Source organism: Marinobacter sp. SS13-12 (assembly GCF_030227115.1).
Taxonomy (GTDB): Bacteria; Pseudomonadota; Gammaproteobacteria; order Pseudomonadales; family Oleiphilaceae; genus Marinobacter.
The window spans coordinates 233,724-252,691 of sequence record NZ_JASSUA010000003.1 but is presented as its reverse complement, the minus strand read 5'-3'; the positions used below and the strand labels follow the sequence as shown (position 1 = coordinate 252,691).

The 18,968-nt window shown below is 58.0% G+C and carries 18 protein-coding genes and 1 tRNA gene; 2 read left to right on the top strand and 17 right to left on the bottom strand.

Going from position 1 to position 18,968, the window contains the following annotated elements; genetic code table 11:
• Positions 1 to 4 precede the first annotated feature (4 nt).
• From queA to QPL94_RS17040, 14 genes are all read right to left on the bottom strand, one after another.
• A complete protein-coding gene (gene queA, locus QPL94_RS17105) occupies positions 5 to 1,096 on the bottom strand; it encodes a tRNA preQ1(34) S-adenosylmethionine ribosyltransferase-isomerase QueA (RefSeq protein ID WP_285359025.1) in 1,092 nt (363 codons plus the stop codon).
• Positions 1,097 to 1,137: 41 nt separating this feature from the next.
• Positions 1,138 to 1,224, bottom strand: a tRNA-Leu gene (locus QPL94_RS17100).
• 83 nt (positions 1,225 to 1,307) lie between these two features.
• Complete coding sequence (flgL, locus tag QPL94_RS17095; RefSeq protein WP_285359023.1) at positions 1,308 to 2,519, bottom strand: flagellar hook-associated protein FlgL; 1,212 nt, start codon at positions 2,517 to 2,519, stop codon at positions 1,308 to 1,310.
• Positions 2,520 to 2,538: 19 nt separating this feature from the next.
• Positions 2,539 to 4,587 carry a flagellar hook-associated protein FlgK gene (gene flgK, locus QPL94_RS17090; RefSeq protein WP_285359021.1) on the bottom strand — a complete coding sequence of 683 codons (2,049 nt, stop codon included), beginning with the start codon at positions 4,585 to 4,587 and terminating at the stop codon, positions 2,539 to 2,541.
• A 5-nt stretch (positions 4,588 to 4,592) separates the two neighbouring features.
• Positions 4,593 to 5,582, bottom strand: a complete 990-nt coding sequence (gene flgJ / locus QPL94_RS17085) for a flagellar assembly peptidoglycan hydrolase FlgJ (RefSeq protein ID WP_285359019.1) — start codon at positions 5,580 to 5,582, stop codon at positions 4,593 to 4,595.
• 8 nt (positions 5,583 to 5,590) lie between these two features.
• Positions 5,591 to 6,688: a flagellar basal body P-ring protein FlgI gene (locus tag QPL94_RS17080; RefSeq protein ID WP_285359018.1), complete on the bottom strand. Its 1,098-nt coding sequence runs from the start codon at positions 6,686 to 6,688 to the stop codon at positions 5,591 to 5,593.
• Positions 6,685 to 7,389 (bottom strand): flagellar basal body L-ring protein FlgH, encoded by a 705-nt coding sequence (gene flgH, locus QPL94_RS17075; protein ID WP_285359017.1) that lies wholly within the window; start codon positions 7,387 to 7,389, stop codon positions 6,685 to 6,687. The genes QPL94_RS17080 and flgH overlap by 4 nt, the downstream gene beginning before the upstream one ends.
• A 28-nt stretch (positions 7,390 to 7,417) precedes the next feature.
• On the bottom strand, positions 7,418 to 8,206 hold the full coding sequence (flgG, locus tag QPL94_RS17070) for a flagellar basal-body rod protein FlgG (protein ID WP_285359016.1): 789 nt from the start codon (positions 8,204 to 8,206) through the stop codon (positions 7,418 to 7,420).
• 84 nt (positions 8,207 to 8,290) lie between these two features.
• Complete coding sequence (locus tag QPL94_RS17065) at positions 8,291 to 9,043, bottom strand: flagellar basal body rod protein FlgF (RefSeq protein ID WP_285359015.1); 753 nt, start codon at positions 9,041 to 9,043, stop codon at positions 8,291 to 8,293.
• 82 nt (positions 9,044 to 9,125) lie between these two features.
• Complete coding sequence (locus QPL94_RS17060) at positions 9,126 to 11,024, bottom strand: flagellar hook protein FlgE (RefSeq protein ID WP_285359014.1); 1,899 nt, start codon at positions 11,022 to 11,024, stop codon at positions 9,126 to 9,128.
• A gap of 26 nt (positions 11,025 to 11,050) precedes the next feature.
• Complete coding sequence (locus QPL94_RS17055; protein ID WP_285359012.1) at positions 11,051 to 11,725, bottom strand: flagellar hook assembly protein FlgD; 675 nt, start codon at positions 11,723 to 11,725, stop codon at positions 11,051 to 11,053.
• A gap of 18 nt (positions 11,726 to 11,743) precedes the next feature.
• Positions 11,744 to 12,193, bottom strand: coding sequence for a flagellar basal body rod protein FlgC (flgC, locus tag QPL94_RS17050; protein WP_285359011.1), 450 nt, complete (start codon positions 12,191 to 12,193; stop codon positions 11,744 to 11,746).
• A gap of 34 nt (positions 12,194 to 12,227) precedes the next feature.
• Positions 12,228 to 12,626, bottom strand: coding sequence for a flagellar basal body rod protein FlgB (gene flgB, locus QPL94_RS17045; protein ID WP_137434217.1), 399 nt, complete (start codon positions 12,624 to 12,626; stop codon positions 12,228 to 12,230).
• Between the two features lie 226 nt (positions 12,627 to 12,852).
• Positions 12,853 to 13,410, bottom strand: coding sequence for a nitroreductase family protein (locus QPL94_RS17040; protein ID WP_137434216.1), 558 nt, complete (start codon positions 13,408 to 13,410; stop codon positions 12,853 to 12,855).
• A 205-nt stretch (positions 13,411 to 13,615) separates the two neighbouring features.
• Between QPL94_RS17040 and QPL94_RS17035 the strand changes: the two genes are divergently transcribed.
• Positions 13,616 to 15,052, top strand: a complete 1,437-nt coding sequence (locus tag QPL94_RS17035; protein ID WP_285359008.1) for an adenylate/guanylate cyclase domain-containing protein — start codon at positions 13,616 to 13,618, stop codon at positions 15,050 to 15,052.
• A 12-nt stretch (positions 15,053 to 15,064) separates the two neighbouring features.
• Here QPL94_RS17035 and queF read toward each other — a convergent pair whose 3' ends face one another.
• The 3 genes from queF to QPL94_RS17020 are packed head-to-tail and all read right to left on the bottom strand — an operon-like array spanning position 15,065 to position 17,622.
• On the bottom strand, positions 15,065 to 15,883 hold the full coding sequence (gene queF, locus QPL94_RS17030) for an NADPH-dependent 7-cyano-7-deazaguanine reductase QueF (RefSeq protein ID WP_285359007.1): 819 nt from the start codon (positions 15,881 to 15,883) through the stop codon (positions 15,065 to 15,067).
• A gap of 21 nt (positions 15,884 to 15,904) precedes the next feature.
• A complete protein-coding gene (locus QPL94_RS17025; RefSeq protein ID WP_137434213.1) occupies positions 15,905 to 16,678 on the bottom strand; it encodes an ABC transporter permease in 774 nt (257 codons plus the stop codon).
• A complete protein-coding gene (locus tag QPL94_RS17020; RefSeq protein ID WP_285359006.1) occupies positions 16,675 to 17,622 on the bottom strand; it encodes an ABC transporter ATP-binding protein in 948 nt (315 codons plus the stop codon). The genes QPL94_RS17025 and QPL94_RS17020 overlap by 4 nt, the downstream gene beginning before the upstream one ends.
• 215 nt (positions 17,623 to 17,837) lie before the next feature.
• On the opposite strand from QPL94_RS17020, the gene QPL94_RS17015 reads away from it, so the two are divergent.
• The gene (locus tag QPL94_RS17015; protein WP_285359005.1) at positions 17,838 to 18,959 is read left to right on the top strand and encodes an organic solvent ABC transporter permease; all 1,122 of its coding nucleotides are present in this window, start codon (positions 17,838 to 17,840) and stop codon (positions 18,957 to 18,959) included.
• Positions 18,960 to 18,968: the final 9 nt, after the last annotated feature.

Genomic DNA, 18,968 nt, shown 5'->3' with positions numbered 1-18,968 from the left:
TCAGTCATGATTGCTCTCCGGATTCGGAATGCCCTTCCCCGGCATAGGATTTGAGGGCGCCCAGGCTTGGCGCCTGGCCCGCGATAAACATGGCATCACCATAGCTGAAAAAGCGGTAGCGCTCCGCAACAGCGTCGCGGTAGGCGGACATCACGTTCTCATAACCTGCAAAAGCGCTGACCAGCATGATCAACGTTGACTCCGGCAAATGAAAATTGGTCACCATGGCGTCGACCGTCTGGAAACGATAACCGGGGTAGATAAAGATATCCGTTTCGCCTTTGAACGGCTTCAGCACACCGCCCCGGCTGGCGGACTCCAGCGATCGCACCGAGGTAGTCCCGACAGCGACGATGCGGCCACCACGGGCACGGGCCGCATTGACGGCGTCAACGGTCTCTTGCGGAACATGGGCCACTTCGCTGTGCATGATATGATTTTCAATGTGCTCGACACGAACCGGCTGAAAGGTGCCGGCGCCTACGTGCAAGGTCACAAACGCACTTTCAATGCCCCGTGCCGCAAGCTCTGCCAGAATACCGTCATCAAAATGCAGGCCTGCCGTGGGGGCCGCCACAGCACCCGCTTCCCGGGCATAGATGGTCTGGTAACGCTCCCGGTCGGAGGACTCGTCAGGGCGATCCACATAGGGTGGCAAGGGCATATGGCCGATACGTTCCAGCAGTTCCAGCAAGGGTTCGCTGCTGTCGCATACCAGGTGAAACAGTGCGTCCTCCCGCTGCTTCATCAGCATCGCAGTGCCGTCTTCCAGAAAAATCCGTTGTCCCGGCTTCAGCGCCTTGGAAGCCTTCACGTGGGCAAGCAGCTCGTGTTCACCGAGCAGCCGTTCCACCAGCACTTCCACCTGTCCCCCGGTCTCCTTTTTTGCAAATAACCGTGCCGGTATCACCCGGGTGTTATTGAATACCAGAAGGTCGCCCGGCTGGAGCAGGTCCGGCAGGTCAGCAAACTGTCGATGGGAAACGGTGCCGGTAAGGCCATCAAGGCTCAGCAAGCGAGATGCACTGCGCTCTTTGAGTGGGTACCGGGCGATAAGTTCATCCGGCAGATCAAAGTGAAAATCGGAGACGTTCATTGGATGGACTGTTCACGACACCACATGGAGCGGCTTGTAAATGGTAGCGGCGGGCGGACTCGAACCGCCACGGGTTTTACCCCAACGGATTTTGAATCCGTCGTGTCTACCAATTTCACCACGCCGCCATCGGAGAGTGCTGGGGATTATACTGAGGTTTAATCTGAAAGCAATAACAAGCGCCGGACTTCCTTGTTCCGGCAGGCTTTTCTTACAGACGGTCAAACAATGAAAGTCTGGAGACCTGGGCAAACGACTGCTGCGCTGCCTGCAACACGAAGCTCTGGAAGCTCAGGTTGCTGATGGCCTCGGCGTAGTCCACATCCTGCAATTCTGAGCGGATTTCCTTACTGTAAACGGAAGAGTCCTCCAGGAACGAGCTGGTGGATTCCACGGCATTCAGGCGCCCGCCCAGTTCGGTCTGCTTCTGCACAATGCTTTCCTGGGCGTTGTCCAGATTCTGCAGTGAGCTGGCAATCAGGTCATCGTAGGCTGCCTGGCCAGCCGGTGAGCCCTTGTCGATGTTATCCAGGCCATCGATGAGGTTTTCGATGGTGGCAAACACCGACTGTTTTCCCCCGGCGCGAATGCTGAACTCATCCCCGTCCGCCGCATCGGTAATGGTTGCCTGGACACCCGCTATTTCAAACGGCTCTCCGCTGGCATAGGGAATGGTCGGCGTGGTTAAAGGGTCGCCGGTCCGGCTGTTCACGGCCGTGATGGTTCCGGCAGTCGCATCCACGGTAATAGTGATGTCGTCCGGCGACACGGTCGAGAATGCGCCATTATCGACAACTTGAACACCATCGATCCTCGCATCGGGGGCATTGCCAGGATCACTTTCACCGAAAGTAGCCCTGGGAATGGAGGCGTATATGCCCTTGCCATGATCGCTGATGGGCACCGTCACACCATCGTCTATCTCCAGTACACGCTGACCCTCATCACCCTGATACACCCAGCTCCCGGAGGCATCTTTGGCAAACGCGGCCGTTGTGCCCTGGAATCCGCTGAATATGTACTCACCGGAGGCATCCTTTGTGTTGGTGATTTCCGCCAGTTGTCCCAGACGTTCCTTGATCTCCGAGGAAATCGACTTGCGATCATTGGCAGACAGCGAGCCGTTGCCCGACTGCACCGTAAGCTCACGCACCCGCTGAACGATGTCCACCGAGCTTGCCAGTGTGCTCTCTTCCTGCTGCAGACGGTTCTCCGCCAGGCCGGCATTACGCTGGTAGGTTTCATTCCGCGACAGCTCCTGGTCCAGCTTGAGAATACGGGCAGCGGCGACGGGGTCGTCCGATGGCTTGTTGACCCTTTTGCCCGTTGAGATCTGCTCCTGGGTCTGGTTCAGATTGCTGTTCAGATCCTGTAGCCGGCTGATCCCGCCGGAGAATATCTGTTGTGATGAAATTCTGATCATGTCACATCACCTCACGCTGTTACCGGAAACTCTGCAACAGGGTATTGAACAAATCCTGGGCCACGCTCATTACCTGAGCGGACGCGTTATAGGCGGCCTGGTACTGGATCAGTCTGCCGGCTTCCTCATCGAGGTTGACGCCGGAGACCGATTCACGTTGGTTGCTGGACTGTTCCAGCAGGGTTTTGCCAGCGTCTTTATCGAGCTGGCTCTGGCGGGTCTTCACGCCGATGTCCTCAACCAGGCCGGCGTAGCCCTCTGCAAAACTCTGGCTACCGTTATTGAGGGTATTCTTTGTTCCCAAAGCCGCCAGAAATTCTGCATTGCGGTTATCTGACACGCCGTTGGTGTTGTAGTCGATGTTGAAAGCGTCGCCAGGCCTCGGGTTGCCCGAAATCTCGAACTGGAAACCGAAATAGTCCGGAGATCGTGGATCCTCGGTAAACAGCTTGTTGGACTGTCCCGGCTGAAACACATTAACCGGTGGCACAGCCGCGGCATCGCCTGCCTGCAGCACAGTGCCCAGGTCAGCATCCAGGATGTCATACACCAGTTGACCGCCATCCTCACGGAACCTGACCTCCAGGGGCGGGTCCAGTTGGCCCTCCTGGCGGAAATTCGTCAGCAGCGAGTTGGTAAACGGGTCCCGCACATCCAGCATCTTGCCCTGGTTGATGGTGGCATCACCAGTATTCGCGGAAGCGCCTTCTGCCCTTATCGGGCTGGCAAACGCGAGGTCCTCTTCGCGGCTGAGTTTCAGTTCGATATTGGCGGCCGCGTTGCGTGTGGGCTCGATCAGGAACTTGTCGCCCGCATTAAAGGTGCCGCCTTCCACACGGATATTGAAGCCCGGCATGGAGATTTCAGACTGCACCGGGTCCGGCAGGCGGCCCTGGTTAACCACCTTGCCGGTCGCCCGGTCCACCAGTTCAAAGTTGCGGCCATCGCCACCAAACTGCAACGACCAGCTTCCGGCAGGCAGAGCCGCACTATCCATAATCTCGACGGCCAGCTGTGCGTTCTGGGGCGCCGCGTTGTTGGCATTGGCGACCACCCGGCTCCGTTGCGCGGCTTCCGAGTTGATGTCGCTGAAGAACAGCCCACCCAGATCACCCTCAAGATCCATACCGATTTCATGCTGGTGGTTCAGGGTCTCTGACAGCGCTATGGCGACCCTGCCAAGCTCCTGAAATGCAGGCTGCAGGCCTTCCGACTCGAACCGGCGCAAACCACCCAGCATGCCGCCGTTGATCTGGCTGTCTACGTTCAGGGTCCGGCCACCGGTCGTCAGCGTAAATTCCAGCGACAACGGATCTTCAGAATCCGCGCGAGTGCCCAGTTGCGCAGCCTGGGAGCCGACGACCAGAGTCTGACCGTTGCTCAGGGAAACATTCACCTGGCTACCCTCGGCCTGGCTCACCCGTATGTTGACCAGCTCTGACAGCTGCCTGAGTTTTTCGTCCCGCTTGTCGAGCAGTTCATTGGGTTCGCGCCCCTGGGCCAGCCCCGGCGATTCAGAGATGGCGTTGTTCAGTTCGGCAATACTCTTGAGCAGCGTATTGGCGTCTTTTACGCCCTGCTCCATCTGGGTCTTGACCGACTCCCGCTGTTGAACGAATTCCTGGTTGAGGGCTTCAAAACGGTTGACCACCTGCTGCGCTTCACTGAGAACCAGTTGCCTCTGAGGCAGCGAGGCCGGGTCCTCTGCGGCGTTCTGCAGGCTGGCAAAGAAATTGTTGAGCGCATTACTCAGCCCGGTGGATTCGCCACCCAGCAGATTATCCAGCCGTGACAACTCGGAATTGAGGGTTTCCTGTTCTCCGAACAGCGTGGTGTCTTCACGGACCTGCTGGGTCAGGAATTCATTCGCCAACCGGCGAATATCGGTGACATTAACCCCGGTGCCAACCGAGCCGGCACCGGTACGCTGTGCCGCCTGGGTTTCGAACTGAACCTCCTGGCGACTATAGCCTGGCGTGTTGGCATTGGTAATGTTGTTGCCGGTGGTGTTCAGCGCCGTCTGGTGTCCGAGGATACCGGTCAAGCCAATATTGATAAGCCCTGCCATAAACCTTACTCCTCAGCCCCGCGGGAGCCCATGGACAACGTTGTCATGGTGTCGTTGTTCATGATGCGACGAATCTTTGCACCATAGTTCGGGTCGGTGGCGTAACCGGCCTGCTGCAGTTTGTCGGCAAACTCATCAGGGTTGTCCGCAGCAGCCAGGACATCCCGGTAGCGGGGATTGGATTCAAGGAACGACACGTAGTCCCGGAAGCTCGACTCATAGTCCGGATACGAGCGGAAGGCGGCCCGCTCGTTCATCGGCACGCCTTCCCGGAATTCGGTGGTGGCAATATTCACCGAGTCACCCTGCCAGCGGGTGTCCGCCTTGATACCGAACAGGTTGAAACTGGGTGCGCCACCATCGCCTTCAATCATGTGCCGGCCCCAGCCGGTTTCCAGCGCTGCCTGGGCAATCATCAGGCGGGGGTTGATGCCACTCTGCTCGGCCACTTTCTCCGCCACTGGCAGAAGCTCCCGTACAAACTGTTCAGGCGAGTCGAACCGGTCTGGCATCGCGGCACTTGTCTTCGGTTCCGCTACGGGCGCGGCAGCTTCGGCCACCTGGTTCACCTTCTCCACCTGCTCCGGCAAACGCGGGGATAGTACCGGCAGACTGCGATCGTAATCCGCCAGTGCCTTCTTATGGCCAGCCATCGGTTCGCCCTTCTCATCCATGCCCGGAATCTGTCGGCTGAGCTGTCGGACCAGGGCTTCAGAAAGGCCGGTACCCTGCTTTTGCGAGAGCGTCAGACTCAACTGGCTGTCGAACATCTCGCGATAGAACTCTGACTGCTGGCTGTTCAGGTAGTTGCCCTCGGCAAACACGTCGCCAGCCTTACGCATCGACTTGACCATTTCCGACAGGAACAGGCCTTCGAACTGCTTTGCCACTTCCATCAGCGCGGCATTCTTGTCGGTCCGGGCCTGGGTCTTCAGATCGTTGAGACCGCCGAAATCGGTGTAGACCTGTGCTTTCTGGAGACTGAAATCCTGCATCACGCCACCTATATCACGATCAGCTCGGCCCGCAAGGCGCCGGCCTGTTTAAGCGCTTCCAGCACTGCCATTACGTCACCGGGGGCCGCGCCTACCTGGTTCACCGCCTGAACAATTTCGTTCAGGGTGACGGCAGGGCCAAACTGGAACATTCTTGCCGGGTCTTCGGTAATGGCAATCTGGGTGTTGGGCTCGATAACCGTTTCGCCATCCGTAAAGGGATTGGGCTGACTGGCTTGCGGGTTCTCTTCAATCGTTACGGTCAGGTTGCCGTGGGTCACTGCGGCCGGGCTTACTTTCACATTCTGCCCCACCACGATCGTGCCGGTACGGCTGTTAATGACCACCTTGGCGGCCTCCTGGGCCGGATCGACGGTAATGTTTTCAAGGATGGAAAGGAAACTTACCCGCTGGGACGGATCCCTGGGCGCCTTCACCGACACCGCCGTGGCATCGTGTGCATAGGCCATATCCGGCCCCAGCTTGCTATTAATGGCCTCCACCACCCGGCGAGCGGTGGTGAAATCAGGGCGCATCAGGTTAAAGGTGATGGTATCGCCCCTGGTAAAGGGGGACATCACTTCCCGCTCAATGGTGGCACCGTTGGGTATGCGACCAACACTGGGCACATTTACCGTGATGCGCGAACCGTCTGAGCCCTGGGCGCCAAATCCACCCACGACCAGGCTGCCCTGGGCCATCGCGTAGACCTGATCATCGGCACCCTTCAAGGGTGCCATCAACAGCGTGCCACCCCGAAGACTGTCGGCATTGCCGATGGACGACACGGTAATATCGAGCTCCTGCCCCTGCTTCGCGAACGGCGGCAGAGTAGCCGTAACCGTCACAGCGGCCACGTTGGCCAGGTTGGGGTTCACGCCTTGTGGCAGGGTGATCCCGAACTGGTTCATCATGTTGCGGAAGGTCTGGTTGGTGAACGGTGCTTTGTCACCGGTGCCATCAAGACCCACCACCAGGCCGTAACCCACCAACTGGTTGTTACGCACACCCTTGATACGCGCCAGGTCCTTCAGGCGGTCCGCCAGTACAGGCGCCGCGATAACCGACAGCGCTAACACCATTATGCCGAACCTCAGCATTTTCATAGCGGGAACCACTCACTGTTAAAGAATCGGGCCAGCCAGCCCATTTGATTGGCCTGGTCAAAGTCGCCGGTGCCGCCGTAGGCGATACGGGCGTCAGCAATGCGGTTGGAGGCGATGGTGTTATCCGGCGAAATGTCCTGGGGGCGAACGAGCCCGGTCAGGCGTATGTATTCATCGCCGTTGGTCAGCGACAGCCATTTCTCGCCACGGATATGCAGAACACCATTCGGGAGCACTTCGGTGACGGTTACGGTAATGTTGCCCGCCAGACTGTTGCTCTGATCGGCTTCCGCCTGGCCCGCAAAATCCCGTTCCGTGTTGATCTCGGTTGCCAGGCCGATGTTGCCTTTGCCCAGTATCTGCGGGTCCAGCATGGAAATTTCATTGTCTTTGGTAATGCTGCTTTCCGCGTTCTTGCTGGCACGGGTGGATTCTTTCAGGGTCACTGTCAGAATATCGCCCACGTTCAGCGCAACGGTATCGCCATACAGGCTGTAATTACGCGAGGTCTGGTAAATAGAACCGGACTCAGGATCGCGCTGCATCATCGCTTCGGCACGTACCGGGGCGTACTGGGGATCATCCGGCATGGCACGTGTCCGACTCATGGCGGTGCAGCCCTGAAGTACTACCAGTGCCAGCACCAGAGCCAGTGTTCCCACGCCATGCCTGTTTGATCTGTCAGTAAAAATGGGTGTCATGATTGCCCCTCCTGCACGCTGCTGCCGGTTAACCGATATTGTTGGTGATGAACTGCAGCATCTGGTCCGTTGCGGAGACCACTTTTGAATTCATTTCATAGGCGCGCTGGGTGGTAATCATGTTCACCAGCTCCTCCACCACCTCCACGTTGGAGGCCTCAACCATGCCCTGCTCAAGGGTTCCCAGGCCACCGATACCCGGCTCTCCCTCTGCAGGATCACCACTGGCATTGGTTGCCTTGTAAAGGTTGTTGCCGATCGCCTGAAGTCCCTGAGGGTTGATGAAATCCACCAGGGTAATCTCGCCCAGGTTGACCGGTGCCGCCTGATCATTGGTGACCGCAGACACCGTGCCATCCTTACCGATGGTGACGTTGGTGGCGTCCTCCGGCACGTTGATGTTCGGCTCCAGGGTGTAGCCATCCGGGTTAACGATGTCGCCGTCGGCATTCAGCTGGAACTGGCCGTCACGGGTGTAGGCTATCTGGCCGTCCGGCAGCAGTATCTGCATGAAGCCACGGCCGTTCACTGCCAGGTCCAGGGGCTGCTCGGTGACTTCCAGGTTACCCTGGGAGAACTGCTTGGTGGTGCCGACAATGCGCACACCGGTACCCAGTTGAAGGCCGGACGGCAGCTCCGAGTTCTGGGTATTCAGACCACCGGGTTGCCGGTCGATCTGGTACAGCAGATCCTGAAACACGGCCCGGTCCCGTTTGAAACCGGTGGTGTTCACGTTGGCCAGGTTGTTGGAGATCGTGGACATGTTGGTGTCCTGTGCGCTCAACCCGGTTTTGCTGACCCAAAGTGCTGGATGCATGTCATCTACTCCTTGCCGGGACTGTCATGAGGCGGCTGATTATTGCCGCTTTCGTGGCCGCCCGGGCGGTGTTAAACAGGTTTATCAGAGATTCTGCAACAGTCGTGCCGAAGCCTCGGAATTCTCGTTCGCGGTGGTCATTATCTTTACCTGCATCTCGTACTGACGGGACAGCTGCAGGTTTGAAATCATCTCTTCGACGGCATTCACGTTAGAGCTTTCCAGAAATCCGGAAGCCACCCGCATGTTGGCATCCGGCGGCTCGGGGCCGTCCAGTGCCTCCCCGGCCTTGCGGCGAATAAAGCCGTCTTCACCCTTTTCCAGCGCTTCCCGGGGCGGATTCACAAGCTTCAGCCGGTCCACCTCGACCAACTGGTCCGGCGGCCCGCCAACGGGCACCACGGAAATGGTTCCGTCTGCACCGACCTGTACGTTATCGAAAGGGGGCAACGCCACCGGTCCGCCATTTCCCATCACCATCTCACCACTGGAGAGGCGCATCAGGCCGTTCACATCAATCTGCATGCTGCCGGAGCGGGTAAACACTTCCTCGCCCTGCTGGTTCTGCACCGCCAGCCAGCCGTCGCCTTCAACGGCAACGTCCAGCTTGCGACCGGTATCCATCAAAGCGCCTGCAGACAGGTCGGTACCCGGCCTTTCGGCCATGGCATAGGCTCGTGTTGGGTGGTGTTCACCGAAAACCGGCATGCTGCGGGCCTGGGCAAAATCCCGCTTGAAACCGGTGGTACTGACGTTAGCCAGGTTGTTGGCGTGGGCCTGCTGGGAAAGCATGTTCTGCTTGGCGCCAGACATCCCGATATAGAGGGCTTTGTCCATGGGAAAACTCCTGCCGGAATTTTGACTGTTTCCAGTCTTTCCAGTGTTCAAGCAGGAGTTGTGCCATGTTCAGTTTTCAGGGTTAGCGGAGGTTGATTATCGTCTGGGTGACGGCATCGGAGGTTTCAATGGTCTTGGCGTTGGCCTGATAGTTACGCTGGGCGATGATCAGGTTCACCAGTTCCGCCGAAAGGTCCACATTGGACTCCTCAATGGAGCTGGCCTTGATTGAGCCCAGGGTTCCGGAGTCCGGAGCGCCGATGATGGGCTGGCCGGATTCAAAGGTTTCCACCCAGGTGGTCTCACCCACCGGAGAAAGCCCGTTGGTGTTGTTGAATGACGCCAGCGCCACCTGCCCGAGAGACTGCGATTGCCCGTTCGTATAGCGTGCGAACAGGACGCCCTGATCGGAGACATCCAGGCCCGAGAGACGGCCCGTTGCGAAGCCGTTCTGGCGCTGATCATTCACCCCGAATTCACTGCCGTACTGGGTGGTATTGCCAAGGTCTACCACGAAGGCGGACGTGGTGGGTGGATCCGGAATCGGAGTGGTTACCGTTTCTCCCGGCGCGGGAGGGCCGTCAGCCCCGTTGGGTGTACCGTCAGCATCCTTTGGTATCCAGTCATCCACCAGGATTTCACCATTGGGATCACCGTTCACAGACTGCAGGTTGCCGTCCTGATCAAACCGTGCCTGGAAGGGATTCTGGTCAGTACCGGCCACAAACTCGCCATCTATCTGCAAATACACAGACCATTCACTGACCCCCACGCCGTTGCCCGGTGAAGGCTGTTTGACATAGAACTGGGTTATTTCATGGGAATTGCCCAGACTGTCGTAAATGGATGTCGAGGTTGCGTGATTATAGGTGCGCTGATCCAGCGGATTGAACTGGTTGGTGATCTCGATGGTCCGGGCATCCCACGAATCAGTCAGATTGGTGTCGCCACTGGTTGAAGCGATATCGGTGATCTCACGGTCGGACTGCGGCCTGACAGTACCCACTGTGGTTTCGGGGGCCTGGTTCGGACCATCGCTGGTATAACCCGCCGTGAGATTGTTGCCGCGATTGTCGATCAGGCGCAGATTACCGCCGGTCAGCGACGCTGAAATGGTCGGGGCCTGGGCATCATTGATGGCATTGACCAGGGAAGCTGCATCAGTCACGCCGGTGGTATCCACCGGTACTGTCACGCCGCCAACGGCCAGGTCAAAATTGAAGTTACCGGCGGCAATGGCCGTATTCAGGTCAGCCTCCGACATACCTTCGTAGGTCGTTGTAGCAGACGCGGAAAGACCATCCTGCGCATTAAGTACATCCACCACATCCGCCGCGGAGAAATCAGCTACGCCGGCATCGTTGATGGATGCGCTAACGACGCTACCGTCCTCATAGGTGATATCAAAGGTTTCAGCCGCAAATCCGGTGGCACCGGCCGGGGCAGAAAAATCCCCCATATCCGCCACCCGACGTTCCAGTACCGTTTCCCGGGAATCCAGGTTGAGATCCGAACGCAGGCTGGTGGTGCGACGCGGTGCAAGGTTATCGGTTTCTACCTGCAGGTCGCCACGAATACCGGACAGGTTACCGTCATCATCGGCCACGAAGCCCTGAACCCGCATATTCTGGTTGTTGGTAACAAACCCGTCCTTGTCGATACCGAACTGGCCGGCTCTGGAATAGCGGACTTCACCCCCGTTATTGAGCACGAAAAAACCGTCGCCGTTAATGGCCAGGTCGAGTCCGTTGTCGGTAAAACTGATGTTGCCCTGGCCGAAGGACTGTTTGACGTCCTGCACCCTCACACCATCACCGACTGGGTTGCTGCCGGCACTCAGGAAGCCACTGGCGTACAAGTCACCAAACTGCGCTTTGCTGCCCTTGAAGCCTACGGTACTGGCGTTGGCAATATTGTTACCGGTGACATCGAGGTCCACCGATGATGCCCTTAAGCCGCTAAGACCTGTATTGAAAGCCATACTTCACCTCTGGTGTTTCACCGGTATCAGTTAATCTGCTCAACGTCCGACAGGGCAATGGAGCCCATGCCGGCGAGGTTCAGCGTAATGTTTCCGCCCTTGCCCAGCGAGACGCTGTCAACGTTCGCGCTCATCATGGTGCCAAGCTGCTCGGGACCATCCGGGTAGGATGCTTCAGCCACTACTTTGTAGGGGCCGGGAGGCAAACTGTTGCCGTTGCCGTCCTTGCCGTCCCAGCTGAACCCGGTCACACCAGCCTGCTGGGAGCCCATATCAATCTGGCGCACCCGCTCGCCGGCCTGGTTCTCGATGGAAATCCTCAGGCCAGAGGTGCTGGCAGGCACGTCAACGTTGCCGGAAATCTCGCCCTCGGCACCCAGGATGCCCACCGAAGACGGCGCCAGAACGGTACGGCCGACCATGGCCGAGGCCTGCAATGCCTGCGTCGAGCGGAACTGGTTTGCCACATCGTCGACGCTGCCGGAAAGCCCCTGCATTTCTTCCAGCGAGCTGAACTGCGCCAGCTGTGAGATGAATTCGCCATTATCCTGGGGTTCCAGGGGGTTCTGGTTCTTCAACTGGGCGATCATCAGCTCCATGAACTCGTTCTTGCCAAGTTCATTGCCGCTTTTGGTTTGCTGCTGATCGAGCTTGTACTTGCTCAGCACATCCGAGGCGTCTGCCGGGTTAATTGCGCTCATGGTTCAATCCTCGCTCGGTTACTGCTGACCCAGGGTCAGGATGCGCTGCATCATGGATTTGGCGCTGTTCATGATGTCCACATTCATCTGGAAGCTACGGGACGACGACATCATGTCTGCCATCTCTTCAACCACATTCACGTTGGGGTAAAACACATACCCCTCTTCGTTGGCTGCGGGATGATCCGGCTGGAACCGCATCTGCAGTTCGGCGTCGCTCTCGACGATGCCTTCAACCCGGACACCGGCACCCGGGCCTTCCTCGCTGCCGAAGGCCTGGCCCTGTTGTGACGGATTCAGCATGGACTGCTGAATGGCCGCGAACACGGGCTTGCGGGCACGATAGGTCTGCTCGGTACTGGAACTGGCAGTCTCCGCGTTGGCGATGTTGGACGCAGTGGTGTTCAGCCGCAGTGACTGGGCTGTCATGCCGGACCCGGCGATATCGAAAATGCTACCCAGTGACATGGTGTTGCTCCTCAGTTATTTGACTGCGCCCGGATCACTGACCCGAGAGTGCCTTTTTAATGCCTGTGACTTTGCCGTTCAGGAACTGGAAACTGGCCTGGTAATCCATGGCGTTGCGCATGAAGCGGGTCTGCTCCTGCTGCGTATCCACGGTATTGCCATCCACTGAAGGCTGATTCGGAACCCGGTACATCAATTCGCTGTCCTGGCCCATGGGTGACGTGTCCATATGGGACTCGTGAGTCCGCGTCATACCGAACCCGCTCATGCCCTCCTGGGCTTTTTCCATCATCGCCTGAAAGTCGATATCCCGTGCCTTGTAGCCCGGGGTGTCAGCGTTGGCGAGATTGTTTGCCAGCACTTCGGCACGCTTCACCCGCCCCTCCAGGGCGTGTTGATGAATGCCTAATGCTTTGTCCAGGGAAATAGCCATAATGCCTCCGATTCCTGCACCCGGCGTTGTTCGCATTGCCGTTTGTGCCTTTTGCAGGACTAAAAGCAATCACGATGCCAGTTTTCAGGAGTTGTTGCGGGGCGTGGGCTGTGGCGAGGTTCGGGTCAGTGAGGTGGCGATGAGATGGAGAAAAGTATGGCGAAAGCGGCAAGGGATTTCCCCCACCGGAACCGGCAGGGGCAAGCCGTTGGTCGCCCGTTGACAACTACCGTGGCCAGCGGCTCACAAACTCTTTTGGATCGGGCCTGGGCACCGGGGGTTTGGCTGAGCTAACGCTGCCGGTGTATAGAAAACCGGTAATCGTTTCATGATCCTCCAGCCCGAGGCCTTTGGCGATATCAGGATTGTATGCCAGGCCACCGGTGCGCCACATGCCACCATAGCCGGCAGCTTCCAGCGCCAGCAGCAAATACCCCATACCAACGGCGGCTGACATGGTCTGCTCTATTTCCGGTACCTTTGGATGCGTCTGGTGAGAGACGATGCCCACGATAATCATCGGCGCCCTCAACGGGTTCTGGCGAAGCTTATCCCTCACCTTATCCGGGGCATCCTCATCACAGGTTGATGCAAACAGCTCGCCCAGCGCTGTCAGGGCTTCCTCGCCTTCAATAACCAGATAGCGCCAGGGCCGCAAAAGCGCATGGTCCGGCGCCCTCGCGGCGCAGGCGAAGGCTTTTTCCAGGGTTTCCGCATCCGGTGCCGGCGCAGCCAGGCGCGACTCCGAAGACCGGTTCAACAAAGCATCCATTACTGCAGTCATAGTGTCTCACTGTGGTTGTCTGAAAGCCGTCAGTTCGGGCCCCAATAGCCCTTACGAATTGTGGGACAGATGTATTACTGTTAGTCTTTAGTCTAAGTACTTTCCACGATAAAAAGTACTATCTACCCTAACAACGAAAAAAAGCCGGTAGACACTTTATGAGCCAACAGCAACGCTTTCGCAACTTCCCGGATTCGCTTCTGACATGATGAGCGCCCCGATTGACCTGCGTAACGCCAGTTCCAGCGCCAGCAAGGCCGCTGTACTGGATTCGCAGAACAACCCGATTGCCATTCCCCCCATGCCGGATTACAGCGGCAGGATTCTGGCATACACCACAACTGCCGGCATCATTGTTTCGGGCATCCTGCAGGATGTATTTGGCCTGTGGATGCTGTGGCTGCTGGCCGGCGCCCTCACCTGGCCCCACATCGCCCATCAGCTTACCCGTAAAACCTTTCTGCGTAGCTCGCCCCGTATCCGGCAGAAAATGCTGCTGGTGGATTGCGCCATCGGGGGCGGGTTCGTCGGCTGCATCGGGCTTATTGCCATTCCGTCGGTAGCCGTCGTGCTGATGCTGATGTTCAGTTGCCTGATCATTGGCGGTATTCGCCAGTGGCTTTTCGGCACGGTCATCATGGCAGCGAGTATTGCGATCGGCGTGGCCATTGTCGGGCCGGCAGACTCGTTCCAGTCACCGATGATTACCAGCATTATTGCCATACTCGCGACAGGGCTCTACATCTGCGTTACTGCCTTCTATTCCCACCAACAGGCCCGTGCCCTGATGATGGCAAAGACCCAGATCCAGAATCAACGGGAACAGTCCATCGCACTGTCCCACAAACTGTCCAAGTACCTGTCACCCCAGGTGTGGCAGTCCATCTTTACCGGTGAGCGGGATGTGCGGCTGGAAACCCAGCGCAAGAAACTGGCGGTGTTCTTTTCCGACATCAAGGGCTTTACCGAACTGTCCGAAGAGATGGAACCGGAAGCACTGACCGAACTGCTGAACCACTACTTCAATGAAATGTCCGAGGTGGCCCTAAAGTACGGCGGCACCATCGACAAGTTTGTCGGCGACTCCATCATGATCTTCTTCGGCGACCCCACCAGCCGTGGCCAGAAAGAGGATGCCTTCGCCTGTGTGTCCATGGCCGTGGAAATGCGCAAGCACATGAAAATCATGCGCCAGAAATGGCGCAGCCAGGGCATCAAGACACCGCTGGAAATCCGCATGGGCATCAGTACCGGCTATACCACAGTGGGCAACTTCGGCGCCGAGAATCGCATGGACTACACCATCATCGGCAAGGAAGTGAACCTGGCCAGTCGCCTCGAATCCCTCGCCGAGCCCGGTGAGATCCTGATCTCCTACGAGACCTTCTCGCTGATCAAGGACCGCATCATGTGCCGGGACAAGGGCGAGATCACGGTGAAAGGCTTCGGCCGCCCGGTATCCATCTACGAGGTGGTGGACTTCCGCCGGGACATGGGCCCCAACCGCAGCTTCCTGGAGCACGAACACAGCGGCTTCGCCATGTACCTGGACTCGGAAAAGATCACCGAGCGGGAACGCGAGTCTATCCTTTGCGCCCTGGAAGACGCCGCCGAGCGCCTGCGCCAGGAAGAGGATTCCTGACGCGCCCGCCCGTTACTGCCGGATCAGCCTCGGCCCTGCTGCGTCTTCCGGCTCAGTGCTACGCCAGGGGTTGATGTCCAGCCCTCCCCTTCGGGTATATCGTGCGCAGACCGACAGGTGTTCCGGTTTGCAGCGAGCCATCAGGTCCGTGAACAGGGTTTCCACACAGTGCTCATGGAAGTCCTGCTTCTGGCGAAAGCTCACGATGTACTGCAGTAGCCCCGCCCGGTCGATTGCCGGGCCGGTGTAGTCGATCATCACCGAGGCCCAGTCCGGCTGGCCGGTTACCGGGCAGTTGCTCTTCAGCAGATGTGAGCACAGTTTTTCAGAAACCACATCGCCACCGGCCGTCAGGCTGTCCGGGTTATAGTCGTAACCCACGGATTCCGGCTCCTCATCGTCAATCAGAACGAAACCTTCCGGTCGACCGATCGCTCTCGCGCCCTCATCAACGCTGTGCAGGTCTACCGCCACCGACGCTCCACTGGCGCTGGACAGGTCGCGCACAATCACATCCCTGACCTGGTCGGCGGAGGAAAACACCGTCTGGTTGAGGGAATTCAGGTACAGCTTGAGGGACTTGGACTCAATGATGGCCGGCGATGCCGCAGGCACACGGATTTCCCCCCATGCCACCGCGGGTACACCACCCGGCCGCAGCCAGGAAATTTCCCAGGCCTGCCAGAGATCTTCCCCGAACCAGGGCCAGCGACCATCCTCCAGACCAATGCGGCGGCGGTTTTCATCCCGGGCGACGGGGAACAGCAGTTGCGGATCGTAGGCATCCGGGTAATCGCTGGATTTGCCCAGCGGGGCATCAATAAGGGCCATGAGAAATCCTGGAACCAGACATCAGTGACGAATGCCCTTGCCGCGCGCCAGCATACGCAGGGAAATGGCAGACAGGATGGCAATAAACAGCAGAATCATACCAAGAGCAATGTATGGATTGACATCCGACACCCCGAGAATGCCATAGCGGAAGGCATTTACCATGTACAGAATCGGATTGATCATCGACACCCCCTGCCAGAAGCCCGGCAGCATATCGATGGAATAGAACACCCCGCCCAGGTACGTCAGCGGCGTCAGCACGAAGGTCGGCACAATGGAAATGTCATCGAACTTGGTGGCCAGCATGGCGTTGATGAAGCCACCCAGTGAAAACAGGGCCGAGGTCAGGAACACCGTGAGGATCACCATGGGCAGGTGATGAATCGACAGCTCGGTAAAGCCCAGCGACAGCAGCGTCACGATAAGGCCAATGCCCAGCCCCCGGGACATGCCACCGGTGACATAACCCGCCAGAATGATCCAGTTGGGCACCGGCGACACCAGCAGTTCCTCGATGCTGCGCTGGAACTTCATGGAGAAAAACGAGGACACCACGTTGGAATAGGAGCTGGTGATCACCGCCATCATGATCAGCCCCGGAACGATGAACGACATATAGTCGAACCCGCCCATCACCCCGATACGGGAGCCGATGAGGTTGCCGAAAATAATGAAGTACAGCGTCATTGTGACCGCCGGCGGCAACAGCGTTTGCGGCCATATCCGAGTGAACCGGCGGATTTCCCGGGTCACGATGGTCTTGTAGGCCGTCAGCATTGCATCCGTTCTCATGCGGTTTCTCCCTGTTTCGCAGTGCTGGTGTTGTTGTCCTCCACCATGCGAATAAACAGCTCTTCCAGACGGTTGGCCTTGGTGCGCATGCTGACCACGCGGATACCCAGCTCTTCAAGCTGAATGAACATGCCGTTCAGGCTCTGGCCTTTCTCCACGTCCACCACCAGTGCGCCCTCGTCGTCCAGATGGTTGTAGAAGCCATCAAGGTCCGGCGCTCTCTCGAGCGGTTCGGCAGTATCCAGCACAAAGGTTTCCGAACTCAGTTGCTGCAACAGTTCCCGCTTGCTGGTGTTCCGCAGGATCCTGCCATGATCAATAATCGCGATGTTGCGGCACAGGGCTTCCGCCTCTTCCAGGTAGTGCGTGGTGAGGATAATGGTGGTGCCCTGGCGGTTCATTTCCTCCAGGAAGGCCCACATGGAGCGGCGCAACTCGATATCCACACCTGCGGTGGGCTCATCCAGGATCAGCAGCTTTGGCTCATGCACCAGTGCCCGGGCAATCATCAGCCGCCGCTTCATGCCACCCGACAGCATCATCGCCGGGGTGTTGCGCTTGTCCCACAACCCGAGCTGGCGCAGATACTTTTCCGCGGATACCGATGCCTTTTTAAGAGGAATCCCGTAGTAGCCCGCCTGGGTGGTGACAATGTCGAACACCTTCTCGAACTGGTTGAAGTTGAACTCCTGGGGCACAACGCCCAGGTTCAGCTTGGCGTCCGAGAGATGGGTGTCGATGTCGGAACCGAACACACGCACCTTGCCAGCGCTCTTGTTCACCAGCGAACAGACGATGCCAAGGGTGGTGGACTTGCCTGCGCCATTGGGCCCCAGCAGCGCAAAAAAGTCACCTTCGGCCACATCAAGATCAATACCCTTGAGGGCATGGAAGCCGTCGCCATAGGTCTTGACCAGACCTTCAATTTCAAGTGCGTTGGTCATAATGAGTCCACGAGAACAAAAAAACAGGTAGCTATAAGTTGTGGCCCGGAAAGAGAAATTCAAGTAGGCGGCGCACCACCGGGCCAAAATCATAAAAACCCCAAACTGCGACAGGTTTCCCGATATGGCAGAGGCGGCGTCCTTATAATGCCGGTTACAACAATTTACAAAGGCTCTGCTACGCAGGCCAAAACGTCAGGAATGTACGCGCTGCCATGAGATCCGTTCACTTCAAGTCCGCTTTACTGCCTCTGGTCTCTGTCCTGCTTCTGGCCGGCTGCCTCGACGATGACGGTGGTGACAGTGGTGACGGTTCCCGCACCGGCCAGATCATGCCCGCGGGCATTGCCGGGTTGTCTTACTCCACAGCGAGCCGTAATGACACCACTGACAGCGAGGGCCGCTATCGTTATTTCCCTGGCGAAACCCTGACCCTGAAAGTCGGCAACCTGCAACTGGCAGAAGGTGTACCCGTTCAACCGGTGGTCACACCCCTGGAATTCTTTCCGGACCTGCGGACCGCATTACAAATCGCCGGAACCACCGACGAGGGGCTTCAGAGCCACCGCATTACCGAGCAGCAGCTTCTTCTTGATGTACCCTTGATCAACCTCACCCGCTTCCTGCTGGCACTGAACTGGAAGCTGAACATCTCCAGTGGTGAAGGCATCGAAATTCGCGAGCGCGTGATCACCCAGCTGAATGTGGCACTGGCCGAACTGGACGAGCCGATAGACTTCCACGTGCCTCAGGACGAATTCGAATCAGCCGGCAATGATCCCTCGCCCGCCAACCAGGTGCTCAGCCGCATCTGCTTCTTCCCGGAAGGCAACGAACTGTGCGAAGCCCCACCAACCGATGAAGAAATCGCTGCCGCTCCGGAGCGGCCCGAAGACACGGACGAGCGCGAAGAAGACGTTGAGTATCGGGTGGACCTGGAAAACAAGCGCGACCGGATCATGAATGCGGTCCGCAGCCTGGAAGATGCCGACGTCGACGACGCCAGGAATTACCTGACCCGGGAACTGGACACCATCACCACCCAGCTCGCCAACCGCTACTACCTGGACGATGATGTGGTCGAGTTCCCCGCTACCGATACCGCTATCAAAACAGTCAAGGTAAAGAAAATAGGCGGGAAACCTGAGCTGGCCGATATTGAAGCCGTGAGCACCCGGAGCCAGGACGTGGTCGTCCATTCCTTCGGCTGGCAATCAGCTTCGGTTGACTATTTTGTAGCGGGAGAATCGGGAGGGGAATCAGAACTACTGGTCAATTTCCGCCCGGACGACACCTATCGCTGGGTGAAAAAACAGCTTCGCGTCATTATCGAATAAATCACCCTG

Coding starts and splice junctions, on each gene's coding strand:
- QPL94_RS17060 (WP_285359014.1), bottom strand. CDS start 11,024: ATGGCTTTCAATACAGGTCTTAGCGGCTTAAGGGCATCATCGGTGGAC.
- QPL94_RS17015 (WP_285359005.1), top strand. CDS start 17,838: ATGAGATCCGTTCACTTCAAGTCCGCTTTACTGCCTCTGGTCTCTGTC.
- QPL94_RS17055 (WP_285359012.1), bottom strand. CDS start 11,725: ATGAGCGCAATTAACCCGGCAGACGCCTCGGATGTGCTGAGCAAGTAC.
- queA (WP_285359025.1), bottom strand. CDS start 1,096: ATGAACGTCTCCGATTTTCACTTTGATCTGCCGGATGAACTTATCGCC.
- flgB (WP_137434217.1), bottom strand. CDS start 12,626: ATGGCTATTTCCCTGGACAAAGCATTAGGCATTCATCAACACGCCCTG.
- flgJ (WP_285359019.1), bottom strand. CDS start 5,582: ATGCAGGATTTCAGTCTCCAGAAAGCACAGGTCTACACCGATTTCGGC.
- QPL94_RS17040 (WP_137434216.1), bottom strand. CDS start 13,410: ATGACTGCAGTAATGGATGCTTTGTTGAACCGGTCTTCGGAGTCGCGC.
- QPL94_RS17035 (WP_285359008.1), top strand. CDS start 13,616: ATGATGAGCGCCCCGATTGACCTGCGTAACGCCAGTTCCAGCGCCAGC.
- flgK (WP_285359021.1), bottom strand. CDS start 4,587: ATGGCAGGGCTTATCAATATTGGCTTGACCGGTATCCTCGGACACCAG.
- QPL94_RS17065 (WP_285359015.1), bottom strand. CDS start 9,043: ATGGACAAAGCCCTCTATATCGGGATGTCTGGCGCCAAGCAGAACATG.
- flgL (WP_285359023.1), bottom strand. CDS start 2,519: ATGATCAGAATTTCATCACAACAGATATTCTCCGGCGGGATCAGCCGG.
- flgG (WP_285359016.1), bottom strand. CDS start 8,206: ATGCATCCAGCACTTTGGGTCAGCAAAACCGGGTTGAGCGCACAGGAC.
- queF (WP_285359007.1), bottom strand. CDS start 15,883: ATGGCCCTTATTGATGCCCCGCTGGGCAAATCCAGCGATTACCCGGAT.
- QPL94_RS17025 (WP_137434213.1), bottom strand. CDS start 16,678: ATGAGAACGGATGCAATGCTGACGGCCTACAAGACCATCGTGACCCGG.
- QPL94_RS17020 (WP_285359006.1), bottom strand. CDS start 17,622: ATGACCAACGCACTTGAAATTGAAGGTCTGGTCAAGACCTATGGCGAC.
- flgH (WP_285359017.1), bottom strand. CDS start 7,389: ATGACACCCATTTTTACTGACAGATCAAACAGGCATGGCGTGGGAACA.
- QPL94_RS17080 (WP_285359018.1), bottom strand. CDS start 6,688: ATGAAAATGCTGAGGTTCGGCATAATGGTGTTAGCGCTGTCGGTTATC.
- flgC (WP_285359011.1), bottom strand. CDS start 12,193: ATGTCACTGGGTAGCATTTTCGATATCGCCGGGTCCGGCATGACAGCC.